We start from the raw sequence: 17,615 nt of genomic DNA, 5'->3' as shown, positions 1-17,615 counted from the left end.
TGGTTTGATAGGGGCTTTTTTTATAACTTGCGCTTAAATCATGGTTTAATTAAAATGCTTCATGCCCATTTATGGCTCAACAGGATAGCTAATGCTGACTAAACTAGAAAAGAAAATAGTATTTATCTTATTAAGTAACCTTGATAAGGATGACTTGTTCAAACTTTCTTTAGTAAGTAAAGATTATGAAAAGCTAGTACTAGATTATATTAATTATCAATGGCTTATTGGTTTAATAAAACAATATATTGAAATTGACCCCAAAGAACTTGTTAATATGTTAGTAGAACATCTACATGACCCGAAACTCATAGATAGTCTTATCGTTCGTTTAATGGATACTTATCCCACGACTAAGTCCCCTGGATTAACCTATCATGGTCTAACTTTAGTCGACAACTTAACTCCGATCGCACTAACAGGTCAGCATCGCTCCTCTGTCATGGTTTATCCATTCCCTGCTCCAAAAGTTGCTGCATTAATGCTTTATTTTGCCAAGGTTAAAGAGGAAGAATATATTGTTTTGGTTGAGAGTAAGCGTCGCACAGATAGTGTAACAAAAGGCCTATCAATACCAGGTGGAAACCTTAACGTTATTGCGCCACAAGGAGCGGAACACGGTGTTACCCGCCTGGACGATAAGATTCGTGATGAGGCCGAAGAACGAGTTATGAAAGGTAATGTGAGAGGCTATCAAGTTCTTCAAAAACAACAAAAACTTCTCCCACTAAAAAAAGAAAAATATCATCAAAGCCTAAAAGACTGCGCGCAAACTGAAGGTATCGAGGAAACTGGCATACAACTGCCAGAATCATTAAAAGATAAGGCTATGTTCGTCTGCCAGAAGGAATACCTTAGCCGCAGCCGCCGCATGCATCTTATCCTTCACTACTACGTTACCAACTGTGGGGAATATAGCTGCGAGAATGAATTACCCGCTTTACACCCTATGGATGACTTCGAAATCGAATCAGCACAGTGGATCAAAGTCAGCGATATTAATAGGTCTGCCCACGACGAAGATTTCGCCGGAATCTCATACCAATTACACTATCACGAAAAGCCCATAGCGAGGCCGCATCTTGATGGGCTAAATCAAATCCTGCGTTTTATGAGAGATAAAGACATACAACAATCATCGGATGGCCGCTTTTGCAATCTGGAGGCACTACGTCAAGCTGAAAAATCAGGAGAGTTCGATTATTTAAGTCAATTTCTAAAAACTCCGGATTGTGAGTTTACACCAGAAAATACCGCCAATCATCATGAACTATGCCTGGCTCTAAAAAAATCTGTAATCAGTAAACAAAATACTTCTGACAGTATAATCAAACAAGGGTTAACAGGATTTGGCCTTTTTGCCTTAGGTGCTGGAGCCGTCTTGTTGACACAATATCTGGCACCCCGAACAACACAAATAAATGGGCCATCATGACTACCATAAATCAAGACTATCTATCTATTATCAAACAAAGTCTGAGGGGATTGTTAGATACAAAATGTGATCCTGATTGGCAATTTTTCTTTCAATCAAATGCTGACTTCAAACGACTTATGACCAATGGCAATATCAGAACCTTATTAAGTTCCAAGAGACTGGATAATATTGAGTTTGCCATTCAACATATTTGCAAACATCAGGTTAAAGGCGACGTATTTGAAGCAGGATGTTGGCGGGGTGGCGCCCTTCTCTATGCTAAAGCATGCTTAAACATCTATGACAAGGAACGCGAGCGTACAGTTTATGGCGCGGATTTGTTTCCCCAATCCAAATCCTATGTCAGTAACCGTTTTCAATTACTGACTTTAAAACTATTGATGCGCTGCCTACCCATTTTCCCCCAATCCTTACAAAAGAAGCTGGTTAACTATATTCTTGAAGCATTCCCAAATGAAGAGTACAGTGAAACAACAAAATCCAAAATTCGTTATTTTTGTAAACAGTTAAGTTACATTCCACAAAAAGAAATAAATCCCACCAGTTATGACGATGTCATAGAGGCCTTCAAACGATACCATCTCTATGATCAAAGGGTAAAGCTGGTTCAAGGCTGGTTTGACCAGACATTTCCTGACCTGGAAAAACAAATTAAGGAATTATCATTGTTAAGAGTAGATGCAGACTTCTATCAATCTACCTTACATGCGCTAACTACCTTTTATCCAAAATTGGGTGAAGGCGGTATTTGTATCATCGATGACTATGGTGGTTTTGATGACTGTAAACGTGCCGTAGATGAATATCGCTCACAACACAACATCACCTCTACTATGCATTCGGTGGATGGCATCTGTTACTATTGGTTTCAATCAAACGACGGGAAAGAGTATGTTCTTAATCAACCCCGATAGCCGCTTTCCTGGCTCCACTTCAATAAAATCTATAAAACCCAATGATAGACAGTATTGAATGCTTTGGTTCCAATAAACCGGATTAACTAATTGCGAACTCAATACTGTTGTCCAGGGATTTGGACAATCAACGTGGCAACGGGCAGTAGCATTAAGAATGATAGGTAGTTTTGCGGGTGCAAAGGTATAGGCATCTAATACGGATTTAAACTTTTGGCTCACATCACTCATCAATGGGGAGTGAAAAGCACCAGAAACAGCAAGGGGTATCCATTTAGCCTCTTTGAAAAATTGTGAACAACCTGAAATTGCATCCTGAGTTCCCGCGACGACTGTTTGGTCTGGACTATTATAGTTAGCAACATACAGTGGCAATTGATTATTTTTAATTATATCTGCAACATCAGCAGCCTTTATTCCAATCACTGCAGCCATCGCGCCACCCTTCACGGATTGCATCAGCTCGCCTCTTTTTTTGACAATTTCCAAACCCGTTTCAAAGTCAAAGACTTGAGCTGCATACAATGCTGCGTACTCACCGAGACTATGTCCTAGAACCATCTCAGGCTGATAGTGCTCACGTAATATCAGCCAGGATAAGCAAGAAACACAATAAATCAATGGTTGCGTGACCTCTGTTTGATGAATATCATCACTGTCTACTCGCTTACGAATATCATATCCAAGTATGTCATTAGCAAGTTCCACTTTTTCTGGGAACTGTGCAAATAAGGACTTTCCCATCCCTTTGAATTGGGCACCTTGTCCAGGAAAAATAAATACACTCATAATCACCTAAACTTCAAAACACCAGATTTTTTCTGCATGCGAAATGCAATAAAATCTTGTTTGTTATCTATATTCAAATAAATATTACGCTGCTTCACTTGAGCAAATGTCAATCCAAGTTCACTATGATATTGATGACCTGGATACACTTTAATGGAGTCGTCAATGACCCGTTTTAAATGGGACAATGATTCATACATCATGCCAGGGCATCCACCACGAGTGTGACAAAAACCGCAACCTTCATTAAACAAAGTGTCCCCGGTAAATAGGTTATCTTCAATTTGATAACAAACACCACCCATGGTATGGCCAGGAGTATGGTGCACTAAAACCGTCATATGAGTACCTAAAGTAATGATTTGTTGCTGAGGTAAAATGCCTTGTAATCGATAGCAGTCAAAATCATAGTAATCAATTTCGCGCTGACTCATGTAAACTGGCACATCATATTCTTTTGCCAAAGTATTGGCTAAATGACTATGATCAAGGTGGTGATGGGTCAACAATATAGCAGACAATTGAACCCCCAACTCATCGAGTCGTTGTTTAAAGGATGTTTGTTCCCACGCTGGATCGATAAGTATTGCGCTATTACTATTTTGATCAACTATCAGCGGGCAATAGTTGATAAAACTAAAGCGTTTTGTTTTTAACAACTCAACCTGCAAAGCTCTCTCCTATCCATTGTAGCCCTGGAAAATAGTGAATCTGATAAAGATATTTATCAAAATGAATACTTTGCCCTTTTTTGATAGCAATGGTCTTAGGCTCTACATTGGCCATTTCAGCCAATGAAGCAGACAATTCCAGTTCTGGATGCTGCTTGGCGTATAGAAAGGGAGGCAGACTTAACTCACCTGTCATAGGATGGCGACTAAAGGCATCATAATATGCATACAGTTGGATATACTTTTTCGATATCTTATGGATGAGAAAATTATCAAAACACCACTGGTTAAATTGCATCTCATTGTCAAAATAGTGTGATAAGAGTTCACTCTTTTTAAATAATGAACTCACTACAAAGGACTTGGGTTCTTTCAGTTGTTTGATGATCTCACTATTTTTATAAAGCAACAAAGTACCATCTTGTTCAGCTAAAAAATCAAAAGTAAGTTTCTGCCAATTAAAATAAGATAAGCAATCCATTCTACTTTTAACAGAATGACTGTCACATAGGACTATCTTTTGCTTAAAGTGAAGATCGTTCACAAACTCGGGATAGGAATAGTGATTCACTTGAGTCACATCAGCTATCACTGTTATGCACTCCAATGGCGATTTCCATATTTTGGCTGCGCATTTGCACATTCCATTTTCCACCAGTCACCATATTATAATGATTGCCTAGCTTGTTTTTCAGCAGGTCATGTGCCTTTTCGAGTTCGTGCCACGGCAGTGCTGGAAACAGATGGTGTTCGATATGGTAACCAAAATTCAAAAAAAGATAACGCTGTAATAAGGTGGGAAACCAGGTACTGCGCGTGGTATTTATATGATCTTTCAGTTGTGGCCTATGGCTGGTTGGTTCCAGGCCAAGGTGTTGTGGTGTGGAGAGAGTCTCCCACATCAGTGCATAAAGAACTAGCGCGGGCAACAAGGAATAGAAATGAATATTGGCTGGCATTAACCAATAAACTAGTGCATAAGCGACAACTAATACACCCATGGAAAACAAGCAATGTTTCAGGATAAATAGGTTTAGTTTATTTTCACGCTTTAAAGTCAAAGGATATCGCCAATAAACAACATAGAGAAAAAACACATTCAATGGGATAAACGTCCGCCAACCAAAATGAAATATCCAGGGAAGCTTTTTCTTTTTCTTAGCATCCTTAAGCAAGGCAAACACCGGATCTTTATCAATATGACCAGTCCATTTATGGTGTTCTTCATGTATGAATTTCCAGGTATAAAACGGCATAAAACAAAAAATACTGTAAAAATGGCCAACCAGTGCGTTAATCATTTTACTTTTCGATAAGGTATTATGCCCACACTCATGTACCCATAAAAAGGCATGCAGCATTACTATAGCTAGTGCGAGTTGAGACACTACATACAAGGTCACTGAAGCACTTTGAATCCAATGCAAAGCAAGAAACAACAGTATGCCATCGACTATTAAAAATCCAAAGGCACTACCCAACCCTCTTGTAAAATTCAGCTGTTGACGAATTTCCTTGTACTCTTGGTTACCCATCATAATGAACACTCCAAATCAAATTCCTTAAGAAATAACGCTATGGGTTCATCCTGTAATAAACGCGTAGGCGGTATATCCAGGCCATAGATTTGTTTTATGGTTTGGGTTAAATGAATAGCGGATATTGAATCCAGACCATAACTTTGCAGCGAACGATTCTTTTGTAAAGACTCCGGTGAAATGTTTAAAGCTTCAGCAAGGATGTCAGTCAAAGAAGATGAAAAATGCTTTGATTCCCTTATCAGTGGTTTGGGACTTTCAGTTAATTTTACTCTTCTAACTGGTGCTTCTTTCAGGTAAGCTTTTTTCTGGGTTACGCATGCGATGATGACCACTTGTTCAACCCATTCAGGAGTGTCGCAAAACGAAACGCTAAATCCTGCTTTTTCCAAACAAGCCACCCATTGTTCTTTACCTAGCAGCGGACTGCCATTAATTCTACCATCTTGCTTTTGTTTGTTCCACTGCGGTAATAATCCAAAAGTTGCATCTAAAAATAAACTCGATGCAACGGCTTCATTAATGATCAAATGACCGCCAAGAGATAAGCTCTGATTAAGTCGAATAAGTGTCTGTGGCAAATCCTCACAAGTATGAAGAACATTGCTGGCAATGATAAGTTCATAAGCATTTTGTGCCTGGTCCGTATTGATATCAAATTGTTGCAAATGCAGATTGGCTGCTTCAGCAAATCGTTGTTTTGCCTGTTCGAGAAAATCAAGGTTAATATCGGTGAAGGTATAATCTAAATCCAGATAACCTTCTACTAGAATTTCTGCTGTAGTAGCACCTGTTCCAGCGCCAACTTCTAAAATAGGTAATCTGTGATTATTATCACAGATCTCATGCACAACCTTCGCAACCACTCGATTATAATATTGTGCCAAGGGATTAAATTGATAGACCCCTCTAACTAAATCCTCGCAACCATTTGGAAAAAGAACTTGTTGAGGACTTATTTGTCCAGAAAGGACTTTTGGTAATAACGATACACAACGCTCAAGTAAATTTAGGAAAGGCTGCAAATCAGGAGTATCTTTAAACTGTCGCCAGCGCCTGGTTAAGAGCTGATTATCATTCAATGCGGTTAAATCATAATTATGATTGTTTGCCACTTTCAGCAGATGCTCGACTAAATTCTGCAAATACTGGTGATATGATTGCACCACATGATGATGATTAAGACATGGTTGTCTATCTTGCGTAAAAATAACACCACAGCTTATCAAAGTTGACCAGATTAAATCTGCCGCATAGATTTCAAGTTGTTGTAATAGTTGATGAAAATAAATCACTTGCAGTAAAGGCTGCTGCGACTGTTCAGTGATAGGCATAAATGCTTTCATGCCTGCATCAACTAAAAAACAACTTACATTTGCTCTAGCGCCTGTCATTACTGATAGCAATGCCTCACATCCTTGTTGGCCATTAATGGGATGAATGCCAACTGAGCACATCGATTGATTCATCGCTTCATCTTTTTGCTGCCAAAATCCCCAATGGAGCAAGTTGACTTTGTCGGAGTCAAATTGCTGCACCAAGGCATCACTATAATAACAAGCAGCGCTGTAAGCTCCACGCTTTTCATTTTGACTATAGACTTGCGCCGATGAACTAATCAAAATCGATTGTACTTGTGGTAGCTTAGCAGCCTCTAAACAGTATTGTGTCCCCCAGACCTTGGCTCGTATTTGATCCAGGTAGTCCTCATACTTTAAGGCGGCGATGTCAGTTTCAAGATACGTTGATCCCAAATGAATAAGGTAATCTATTCGATGGTAGCGTTCGATAATTTTCTCAATCGTTTCTAGAAAAACAAACCTATCGGTGCAATCAGCAGCATAATGTATTACTCCCTCTCCTAAATCAGTAAAGGTTCTGCTGATACATATACATTGGGCAGGTTTTTGGGCTAACAAGTGTGGCAGTAACTGCTGCCCCACTTGTCCGCTACCCCCTACTAAAACAACAATTCTATTTTCAAGATTTACTTTCTGAGGTGAGAGGTTAACCGGAACCAATCGCCGTGTATATAATAGATAACCATCAAAATAATAGAGGCTAGCATCCTGACAATTTATCTTCATCGCATCTGCCAGTAAATCAAGATCAGCAACCGCTATACAGTGGCATCGACAGTTATTTATTTCTTTACTGAATGACTGTACTAAACCATACATGGCTGCCGCTGGAGCATTATCAATAGGTTTAGATCTTATTTGCATAACCCTGCTGGCAATGACATGTAAATCAATCGCCATATCCTTTAAATGAGTTTGAATGGATTGCAACAAATGCAGCAATGGTTTTTGTAATTGATTGTCTTGAGACTCTAATAAATTATCGCTCATTCGACTTAAACTACCAAAATAATAGATTCTCTGTGGTTTTTCTTGCAATGCATGGACTAAACGTATTGGATAGTCTTCATCTATCAGAATGAGGCTGACTTGGCTTAATGGAAGTTGATTTACTAACGCCGTCATTAATGCATGATGCGTCTCATATCCTATGATTAATATCGTTTCATGATCAGTGAACCTAAATGTCTGTAAGGTGCAAGTCTGCCATTCTTCCTTATAACATTCCAAAGGTTGATTGAATTCCGATTTAGAATAGGAGGCCATCTCATTGCCAATCCAATGGCGGTATTTCGCAAAAGGATATTCGGATAATATGAGCGGAAAGCATTCAATACCCTGATATAATGTAGACCATGGAATATCCTTGCCATTCATATAAGAAGAAGCAATCTTCCCTAAATAATTTCCAAGCTCGTTGGTTTCTACATTGAGAAAAGGCTGATAACTCACATTATCGGAGTCCGTTGTCGACAAACAGGTCTGAGTTTGCAGTTGCTGTAGGAGAGCCTTATTTGGATCCAGGATCCAGCAGGCTCGGTAGGGTAAATGATCACGTCCTAGAGACATCGTTTTACAAAGTGCTGTTCGATCAATGTCTGGATGTTTTATGACAAAGGTTAACCAGCGTTGATGTAACTCGTCCAATGCCTGTTGATTGTGTGCAGACAATACAAATAAGTAATATGGCAAAAAGTAAGTTGGCTGTTGTTGCTGAACATGGCTCAAAACACAATGGCCATTACTGCCACCAAATCCAAAACAATTCACCCCAATGTGCCGTAGTTCTTTGGATACCGTGTTGGATTCAATATAAAAAGGAGCTTGTAATTCAATATAAGGATTAATCTCAGTAAAATTAATTTGTTGCGGGATACATTGATGAGCAAACATTTGTAGGGCTTTGATAATGCCGGCGAGGCCAGAAACCGGTTCTGTATGACCAATATTGGCTTTAACTGATCCCAACCCAATCCTGTTTCCTTGCCCAAATACTGCAGTAATCGCTTGATATTCGACGGGATCCCCCAATTTTGTCGCTGTTGCATGCGCTTCCAAATAATCAATCTCGGAAGGAGAAACTGAGGACTTCACATAGGCTCGACGCATCACCTCTTGCTCTGCTTTACCATTTGGCGCAGTGATTGACTGAGCACGGCCTCCATGATTGACCGCGATGCCTGAAACGATTGCTTCAGTACGTAATGTTCTTTTCTCAGCAATAGACCTTTTGGTTAATAAAATGCCAGCAACCCCCTCCCCTTTGACATAACCATCGGCATCTTTATCAAAAGGCCGACACTGTCCTTTTGGCGAAATAATGTGAAGTTGTTCTGTTAACTCAACCGTTTTGAAATCACATAATAGGCTTACCCCCATAACCAGGGCATAGTCACATTCCTCATTTCTTAAAGCCTGAACTGCTCTGGCAATTGCCGACATACTACTAGAACAAGCCGTGTCGATGGTTTCACTGGGGCCATGGAAATCGTAGTAGTAAGACAGTCGATTGGCAGCAAACGTTTTCGCACAGCCAGTGATTTGATAAATATCCAAGCTTTGTTCTCTATCAGAGAGACGGGCATAATCATCAAACTGAATGGCAACAAACACCCCTACCGCTTCGCCTTTCAATGAAGAAGGCGCGATACCTGCATTCTCAAACAAATGCCAACTTAACTGTAAGAGTAATCGCTGTTGCGGATCTAGCCATTTGGCTTCTTGGGGTGAGATTGCAAAAAATGGATGATCAAAGAGGTCAATACCTTCCAAGAGCCCTATTCTTGTCTCAGGAACACCAGGGCCAAAGCGCTGTTGTAATGTAGATTGAGTGCACTCCTTCCCTGACACTAGATTCTGCCAGAATATAGTGGCGTTTTCGCTATCGGCAAATTGACAGGCATGTCCACATACAACGATGGGATCGTCATCACTTTTAGAAAAATCCTTAGAGGAAGTTATTTCTGCAACTGGTGAAACATTCAGTAAGTCTCTTAGATCATTTAGATTTTGAATTTCAAAAAATCGGCTGGGATTAAAGTTCTTATTGAAACATGTGGATATTTTTTCAGCAAAACTAGCAAGAGTCAGAGAATTAAAACCCAGTTCCTGAAAGGATTTTGTTGCATCAATTTTATCTGATGGAATCCCTAAAATAGCCTCAATCATTGCCAACAAAGGATCGGTCTGTGTTTGTTTATCTGATTGAAAATTTATTTCCTTTGGCAACTGTAAGCGACCTTGCAGGTAACTTTTCAGGGTTTGTTCATTGCCAACAAAGGGTAAATATTCGCCCCCACTTAATGATAATATATGAGAACAAGCACCTTTAAATGAGTCCAGTGAAAACAAAGCCAATCCTTGATTTTGCTGGCTCCAGTTGAACCATTCTCGACTTGTTTTTGCTTCCAAAGCGGCGGTGAGTATTAATGGACAATAGACTATAACATGTTCACAATTGGAGTTAGAAAATTCTAACACCGACGCGTTATCTACGGCATAAGCAGGCTCATCGCCAAAGCCAACCCAGGCAGATAAAGAAGAAATGGTGATGATTTTTTTGGGTTGCGCCAACTCCACAAATCGCTTGTAATTCTCTTTTAATTTTATTCGTGCTGCAGTGTTATCCGCTTGCCCTGGCATTAAGCCAATACAATTAATAATGACATCATAGCCCCCGGTTTGATAAGTCGATGATAAAAAGTCGTGCTCGACGTAGCGTACATGCGGATAAAGACTGGCAAGTTGTGATTGCTTTTGCGATGCGGGACTGCGGCCATAGACATCATATTGAGAAATACCTAATGCATTTAGGGTCAAGCAAAATTGCATTCCTAATTCACCCAATCCTCCCAAAACAGCAATTTTTTGTTGCGCTAAATGACTTGGCGTTCCACTTAGTAGTAAAGAATCAAACACTGGAGTCAGACGTTGCATGTGTTGATCATAATACACCAAGCGATAGTCAAAATTTTCAAATTCCAACTCCATCAATGTCTTCATGTAGTGTGAAGGCAAGGATAAGGCTTGGGGTAGATAAATACATTTTATCTGCGATTGCGTTAACCTGACATTAGACACAATTGAAGCATGAGCCATCATCCAGGTATGCTGTTCTTGGGTCAACAAGATAATTCGCAAAGAAGGATGACGAGAGAGTAGTTCTGTTAAGATTGATTCAATCTGATTATTTCGGCATTGCATTGCAGTAACCGTCAATAAACAGGCTGTTGGGTTTTCGGATGCTTCACTGAAATATTGTGGTAGTACAGAACTTATGGGCTGAAGAACGGTAAATGCTTGCTTAGGCTCGTGTAATGCCGGTATAGGTTTTAGTGTTTTATGGAGCCATTGCACGGACGAAAATTGATGCTCCTCTTCCAGCCAATAGGATTGCAAATCATAGTTTGTTTTCTCGAGCTGATTTAAATTATGTTGGACATTTCCTACAATACAATGAGTATTACTACCACCTGCCCCAAAACAGCTGATCCCAGCATGGTTAAACGTAACATTTTCCTGATACCGCGAAGCCACACTCAAAACACCAAGAGATGGCATGAGCTTAGGATTCAATGGCTCTGCATGAATAGAGGGATAAATGACCCGATAATGAAATTGGGCGATCACCTTCATCAAACTGGCAAAGCCTGCAACGGGCTCTAAATGCCCCATATTACTTTTAACACTACCAACAGGAAGATTCCGCTGACGCCCAGAAAAGACTTGATGCAAACCTTCCATTTCAATGGGGTCACCTAAGGCAGTGCTGGTACCATGTGCCTCGACATAATCAATATCTTCTTCAGTTAGCTTGGCAAGAGTAAGCGCTTGGCGAATGGTACTGGCTTGGGCATTAGCACTAGGTACCGTAAAACCTTGGCCATGCCCTCCATGAGTACTTGCAATGGATTTTATCACTGCATAAATAGAATCCCCATCAGACAATGCTTGCTTCGCTTTCTTCACCATTAAAACGACAACCCCTTCTCCTGGTACATACCCATTGGCATGCATAGAGAAAGGCTTGCTTTCACCAGTTGGGGATAAAAATTTATTTTCTACTAAAGCAGACAACTTAAAGGGATGAGAACAAATATTCACTGCACCAACAAGCATGGCATCAATAGGTTTAGTTTTGAGGGTTTGGCAAGCCAAATCCAACGCATTTAAAGCAGAGGAACACATCGAATCGATGGTAAAGCTTGGTCCAGTGAGATTACAAACATAGGATACCCGGTTCGCAATAGCGGCCAAAATGGATTGTGGTTTAGGTGATTGTAATTCTTTGTTAATAGCAATATTTTGGTAACTGTTAAACATCGCGCTAGCAATGACACCGATAGCTTGACCTTGTTTATTGGCATATCCCGCATCTTCCAGACAATGCCAGGCATGACTTAAAAAAAGTCGTTCCTGTGGATCCATCAGCTTTGCTTCATTAGGAGAGATATTAAAAAATAGTGGGTCAAATTGGTCTATGCCCTCCAAATATCCGCCCCAAGAATAGGGTTGTTCAGACCATGGTCGTTTTACTTTCTTGATTGACGATTTTCCTGCTGCCAGATTGTGATGTAATTGGAGAAGTGTATTAGCGTCTGGAAGTTGAAAAGAGAGGCCAATAATAGCCATATCATCGTCACTTAACTCAGAAAGCCTCGTTTCTTCTCTTTTTCCCTTCTCCGTAGACATGGGGAGAAGGTGCCCCTTGGGCGGATGAGGGGATTCAAGATGTACATCTGAACTGATAGCAACTGGATTAGTCTTCACGCCTAACAACATCTCATTGGCAACAGTCACACAAGCATGATTCTGCTGGATGATTTGCGCCAATAACTCCATACCCTGCTTGGTTTCCAATGGTGAAGTGCTATATTGTTGACTAAAATAAGCCACCAAATCCGGAGCTAACTGCATTCCCCCCTCTTGCCAGTAAGGCCAGCTGACGCTAAAAACACGTGAACCTTTAGCGGTACTTAATCGTCGCCGTTCTGCCTGCTGGGCAATATGATTTAATAAACTATTTGCAGCTGCATAGAGAGTTTGCCCAGGCTGACCAATTTCAGCGGATAAAGAAGAAAAGGCGCAAACAAATTGGACTTGCTCATCAGAGATAGCTTTGAGCAAACGTTCAAAGGCCAGTGGTTTAACCGAAAATACTTTTTGGATATCTTCCTTTTTTGCCTTAATTAATAAACCGTCATTTTTATAAGCCGCTAGAAAAAAGATACCATCAAAGGATTTTCCTTGTAGATAATGTTGTAATGCTTGTTCATCACACACATCCACTTGTTGGTATGGAATGTTTTGTACCTGGCAAGATTGACAAGACGAGCGATGACCTATTACCCAGATTTTTGCCTGATAGGTATTTTTTAAATAAGCTCGCAGATGTTTACTCAAACCATCACCACCACCTACGATTAAATAACTCCCTCCTGTTCGTAAGCCAGGACTATTAACTGATGACTCTATAACTTGCTGAGTTGGGATGTAACTTTGTCCATTATGATATTGAAAGACACTTTCTTTGCTTAAAACATGGCGAGCTGCAATAGATTGATCAAAGTCATCACACATCAACAATTTAAGTTTGAGCGCCTTAGACTCTTTGTTAAAACTTAAAATTAAAGCTTTTAATGCAGCAAATAAAGCTTGCTGTGCGCTAGAAATCTGGATTATTACACAAAATGGTTCATTTTTTATCAGGTTTAGCCATTGAGACAAATCAGCAATCACCTCCTCAATGGAAGCTGTGGTATTAAAATAACTGGTATCCAGAATAGATCCAGATATTTTTATGTTTTGTTCCCTGTTCGTTCGTTTTAACAACGGGATTGGTTGGTCTATTGATTCTTCACTGGAAAAAAGTACCAGGCTCGGGTGATATAGTGCATACTGTTTTTCTTGTAGTAAGGTAGACGAAGACGTTGAATGATTCTGAGCTGAATGAGCCAGATAATCTAACAACTTGTCAACGGTGTTGTATTCAAACAATAATGTTGGGTATACAGAAATCGCCAGTATTTTCTCTAATTTCGCCGAACAGGCCATCAACTGACCAGAATCAAAACCTAAATCAAAGAAAGAAACTTTTCGGGATAATGCCAGAACAGGCTGCTCAATGAACTCTGATAGTACCGATAATACTTTTTGTTCAAGAGACTGATTGTTATTGGACACCATTATCTCTGATTGGTAAACATGGTTATCAAATAACTGTCGAATATGAAAACATTTATTAGACAGCCCACTAACTCGTAAATAAGGCTTTCCATTGGCATCACACAACAGTAAATCACAGCTTATCAACCCCGCTGGAGCTGGTTTTTTTTCAGCAATCACCCAAAGTTCCGCTTGATCAATACGCCGAAAGACCTCAACACGTTCTATGGCGAGGGGCAAATAGAGGTGATCTTTTTCCAATTGGGATACTTGGCTAAAATGCAATGCTGCAATGCTAAATGTTGCACCATCCAAGAGTGCTGGATGCAAATAGAAACGATTTAGATAGGAAGATCCTTGTTGGCCGAGGCGTATCTGCATCATTATCTTTGAATTATCCACTGAAGTATTGCCGGTCACCTGCATAAATGGACCATGTTGGATACCCGCCTTAGATGCTGATAGATAAATCGTTTGCATTGATACTGATTGACTGTCTGAATCTGGGTCAATAAAAACGGGGGCAGCCCTTAATGGCGTTGAGTGATAATGGGCGCTAAAATGGATAATTTTTTCCTGATCCTGCCAATGGTAGATACTAATGGTTGACTGCGACTCGTCATAGTCAAGATAGACTTCGACGAGAGCATCAACCGGAACTATTAACGCATTGGGATAACGAATATGGCTAAGCGAAAAGGTCTCTTGCCCTAAACAACGGGCACACATATCCAAATAGGTCACACCAGGGAGCACATAACAACCATCGATACGATGGTCACGGACCAGGGGATTATCACTATTTATCTTATGTTTGAATTGTTTCATAAAGCCTCTACCGCAAAAAAGACCTGCATTGCATCGTTACCTTTATCAACTTCAGAAGTTACTTTCTCAATACTGGTATTGTAAGCATCCGTTATAATGACGTGAGCATTAGTTCCACCAAATCCAAAGGCACTGATACCGAAGTGATGAACTCCTGTTGCTAAGTCCTGGTTATGGCTTAGTGGTGATAGTGGAGAATCATGGAAACGATACCGTTTGGCAAGCTGAAGGTCCCCTGGTTGTGCTACCAAGTATTGGTGATAACTACATAAAACCGTTTTGATCATTCCGGCCATGCCTGCAGCACTTAAACAGTGGCCAATGTTGGCTTTGACACTACCAACATAACAGATCTGCTGCCCATACCGATTAGCAAAGACATCATTTAATGACTGCAGTTCAATCGGATCGCCCAATTCAGTTCCAGTCGCATGCATTTCGACATAAGTTAAATCGCTGGCCTGCAAACTTGCTTTTTGCAAAGCCTTGGCAATCACTTGACTCTGCATGACAGGATTGGGGGTAGTATATCCCATGGTAAAACCATCATTATTGATAGCGACAGCTTCAATGGTTGAGTATATTTTGTTTTTATCCGACAATGCCTGTGTGAGCGGTTTCAGTAAGAGAATCCCACCCCCTTCACCTAGAACAATACCATTTGCACGAGCATCAAATGGCTTACATTGAAAATCGGGCGACAAAGCACCTGCTTCATTCATGTAGGCAAATGGTTTGGTATTTTCAATGAAATCACAGCCAAGCACAAAGGCCATATCAATATCACCGTCTTGCAGTGCAGAAACAGCATGTTGAATAGCAACCAAGGATGAGGAGCAAGCCGTATCCACTAACTCGGATGGTCCCTTCAAGTCATAAAAATGGTTAATATGTGCCGCCACAAAGTTTTGCCCTCTGCCTATCAGGCTAAATGCATCCATGGATGCATTGGCATTATTATCAGGAACACGGCTACCCACATAAACGCCAATATGTTTACCCTTGATATCCGTTTGACTTAATCCAGCATCCTTAAGAGCCTTTTCAGTTAAGCTCAAAGCTAATTTGACCAAAGGATGTAACTTAACCCATTGAACCTCGTTGAAATGGAAACGATGATCAGCACTAATATGATCATCAATAAATCCGCCACGGAAATGGGCAAAATTTGGATTATCCAAACGTGATTCTGGTATACGGTTTATCGCTCGTCTCCCGTTTGCCAGGAGTTGCCAGTAGGCTTGTAAATCAGGGCTACCAGGGAATTGGCAAGCCATACCAACAATTGCTATCTGCTCGCTCTTTTTTTCAGTTAACTGAATTGGAGCTTGTTTTGACACTAGAGTAGGTAAGGAAATATCTGACAATGCAGCATCCAATTTTTCCAAGGAGTTATGTTTCAATAAGATTTCCGGCGCTAAATCTTTTTGTAATAAAGCTTCTATTCTTTTTAGAATGCTCACCACAAGCACTGAATCAATCCCGTAACTCTCGAAAGGAAGCGATGGGTCAAGATCTTCTTCAGTCAAACCAACTACTTCAATAAAAATTTGTTTCAGTGCTGGCATGAGTGCCGAATGATTCACTAACAATGGTTCTGGTAGTGATTTATAAACTAGTTTTTCCTTACTTGGTAATACCAAAGCAGGAACATTTGGATTAGCCAAAACGGTTGTCAGAACTGAAAACCACTGTTCATTACTTAATATCCCAAGACCTAAACGCTGATAGTGTTTGTTTTGGTTAATGTTTGCTGCACTTTTTTCCCATGCTGGCCAAATAACCGAGATGACTTTTCCATCCTGGTATTGTTCAGCCAGTGCATTTAATGCCCTATTTCCCAAGCTGTATTCTAATACCCCACTAGCTAAAGTTGGATAAACACTTGATACTGAAGAAAACAGCACGCACTTATCATAATCAAGTTTACTCAGGGTAGAGAGCAAGCGTTTACCCGCATGCAACTTAGTCATGAGCATATCCGAAAGAGATGAGATATCTAGACAGTCATTATCCGACAAGCCCTTTGGTGTTATTCCCGCACAATGTAAAACGTAGCCAATGGAATGCCCATTTTGCAGTACTACATCCAACCAGTGTTCAAACTGATCAGAATTGTCCAGTGGGCTTAGGTAATAATAGACGGTACAACCTTTTGATCTTAATCTGGTAATTAATTTTATGATATCAGCCGTTTTATCAGTACTATGATTCGCCAAATAATGAGACCACAAATGTTCCTGTGGTACGTTGGTGCGACCACAAAGTACCAGAAATTTAGCCCCCTGAGTAACTAACCATTCTGCACATGCGGCTCCTAGACCACTGGTTCCACCAGTAACAACATGTAATTTTTCAGAAGCTATGGGTAGAGATTGGAAATCCCGATGCTCTAAGTCCTGAAGCATCCATACCATACGCTCCCCATTTTGATAACGTATGCGTTGATAATCTATTAACGCAGAGATTTCATTATTTAAGTGCCTGCGTGCCTGGTCTCCATGTAGATCCATTGAGACACTAACCGCTTTAAATCCATGCCGTAAATTACTTTGACATTGTAAATAATAAGCTATCATTTGGGCATCAATGCCCTCTTCAAAGACAGTTAACTGCACCAGTTTTTTAACTTTCTTAGTCACAATCAAATATTGCAGCAAGCTTAAATGATCCTGCAAAGAGCATAAATCGGTTAAGCAATCGACAACACACTCAACCTCATTTACCTTTAAATCATCGGTGTTTACAAACTCACCTTGATAATTTTGCCAACTATTATTGCCTTTCCAGAGATAGATAGATTGAGGTGATATTCCCCATGACAAACAGTTTTTTTGAGTATTGCTATCTGTAAACACCAAAAGAGAAGGTTGTTTAGAAGTACTATGGAGTAAAGGTTCTGGTTCAAAGTT

At 40.2% G+C, this 17,615-nt stretch carries 8 protein-coding genes (1 of these 8 only partly in view); 2 read left to right on the top strand and 6 right to left on the bottom strand.

Annotation, left to right across the window (positions count from 1 at the left end):
* Nucleotides 1-91: 91 nt before the first annotated feature.
* Nucleotides 92-1,435: an NUDIX hydrolase gene (locus tag KYQ_RS01740; RefSeq protein ID WP_019349513.1), complete on the top strand. Its 1,344-nt coding sequence runs from the start codon at nucleotides 92-94 to the stop codon at nucleotides 1,433-1,435.
* Nucleotides 1,432-2,352, top strand: a complete 921-nt coding sequence (locus tag KYQ_RS18625; RefSeq protein ID WP_019349512.1) for a TylF/MycF/NovP-related O-methyltransferase — start codon at nucleotides 1,432-1,434, stop codon at nucleotides 2,350-2,352. The genes KYQ_RS01740 and KYQ_RS18625 overlap by 4 nt, the downstream gene beginning before the upstream one ends.
* Here the strand turns inward: KYQ_RS18625 and fabD are convergent.
* The 6 genes in view from fabD to KYQ_RS01705 are tightly spaced (at most 2 nt apart) and all read right to left on the bottom strand, a layout consistent with a single transcriptional unit that may run on beyond the window.
* Complete coding sequence (fabD, locus tag KYQ_RS01730; protein WP_019349511.1) at nucleotides 2,311-3,141, bottom strand: ACP S-malonyltransferase; 831 nt, start codon at nucleotides 3,139-3,141, stop codon at nucleotides 2,311-2,313. The genes KYQ_RS18625 and fabD overlap by 42 nt on opposite strands.
* Before the next feature lie 2 nt (nucleotides 3,142-3,143).
* On the bottom strand, nucleotides 3,144-3,812 hold the full coding sequence (locus tag KYQ_RS01725; protein ID WP_019349510.1) for an MBL fold metallo-hydrolase: 669 nt from the start codon (nucleotides 3,810-3,812) through the stop codon (nucleotides 3,144-3,146).
* Entirely contained in the window at nucleotides 3,802-4,419 is a 618-nt protein-coding gene (locus KYQ_RS01720) for a hypothetical protein (RefSeq protein ID WP_147285894.1), read from the bottom strand. The genes KYQ_RS01725 and KYQ_RS01720 overlap by 11 nt, the downstream gene beginning before the upstream one ends.
* On the bottom strand, nucleotides 4,394-5,350 hold the full coding sequence (locus tag KYQ_RS01715) for a fatty acid desaturase family protein (RefSeq protein WP_019349508.1): 957 nt from the start codon (nucleotides 5,348-5,350) through the stop codon (nucleotides 4,394-4,396). Before KYQ_RS01715 ends, KYQ_RS01720 begins: the two co-directional genes overlap by 26 nt.
* A complete protein-coding gene (locus KYQ_RS01710; protein WP_019349507.1) occupies nucleotides 5,347-14,703 on the bottom strand; it encodes a beta-ketoacyl synthase N-terminal-like domain-containing protein in 9,357 nt (3,118 codons plus the stop codon). The genes KYQ_RS01715 and KYQ_RS01710 overlap by 4 nt, the downstream gene beginning before the upstream one ends.
* A protein-coding gene (locus KYQ_RS01705) for a beta-ketoacyl synthase N-terminal-like domain-containing protein (protein WP_019349506.1) crosses the window boundary here: on the bottom strand, nucleotides 14,700-17,615 show its 3' end. Its footprint extends 4,716 nt past the window's final position; the window shows 2,916 of its 7,632 coding nt (coding positions 4,717-7,632); its start codon lies beyond the right edge, outside the window; its stop codon occupies nucleotides 14,700-14,702. The genes KYQ_RS01710 and KYQ_RS01705 overlap by 4 nt, the downstream gene beginning before the upstream one ends.

Source organism: Fluoribacter dumoffii NY 23 (assembly GCF_000236165.1).
In the GTDB taxonomy this organism is placed as follows: domain Bacteria; phylum Pseudomonadota; class Gammaproteobacteria; order Legionellales; family Legionellaceae; genus Legionella; species Legionella dumoffii.
This window is presented reverse-complemented; position numbering and strand designations above follow the sequence as displayed.

Excerpts from the sequence above, each read along its gene's own strand:
- KYQ_RS01715 (WP_019349508.1), bottom strand. The coding sequence starts at position 5,350 with ATGATGGGTAACCAAGAGTACAAGGAAATTCGTCAACAGCTGAATTTT.
- KYQ_RS01710 (WP_019349507.1), bottom strand. The coding sequence starts at position 14,703 with ATGAAACAATTCAAACATAAGATAAATAGTGATAATCCCCTGGTCCGT.
- KYQ_RS18625 (WP_019349512.1), top strand. The coding sequence starts at position 1,432 with ATGACTACCATAAATCAAGACTATCTATCTATTATCAAACAAAGTCTG.
- KYQ_RS01740 (WP_019349513.1), top strand. The coding sequence starts at position 92 with ATGCTGACTAAACTAGAAAAGAAAATAGTATTTATCTTATTAAGTAAC.
- fabD (WP_019349511.1), bottom strand. The coding sequence starts at position 3,141 with ATGAGTGTATTTATTTTTCCTGGACAAGGTGCCCAATTCAAAGGGATG.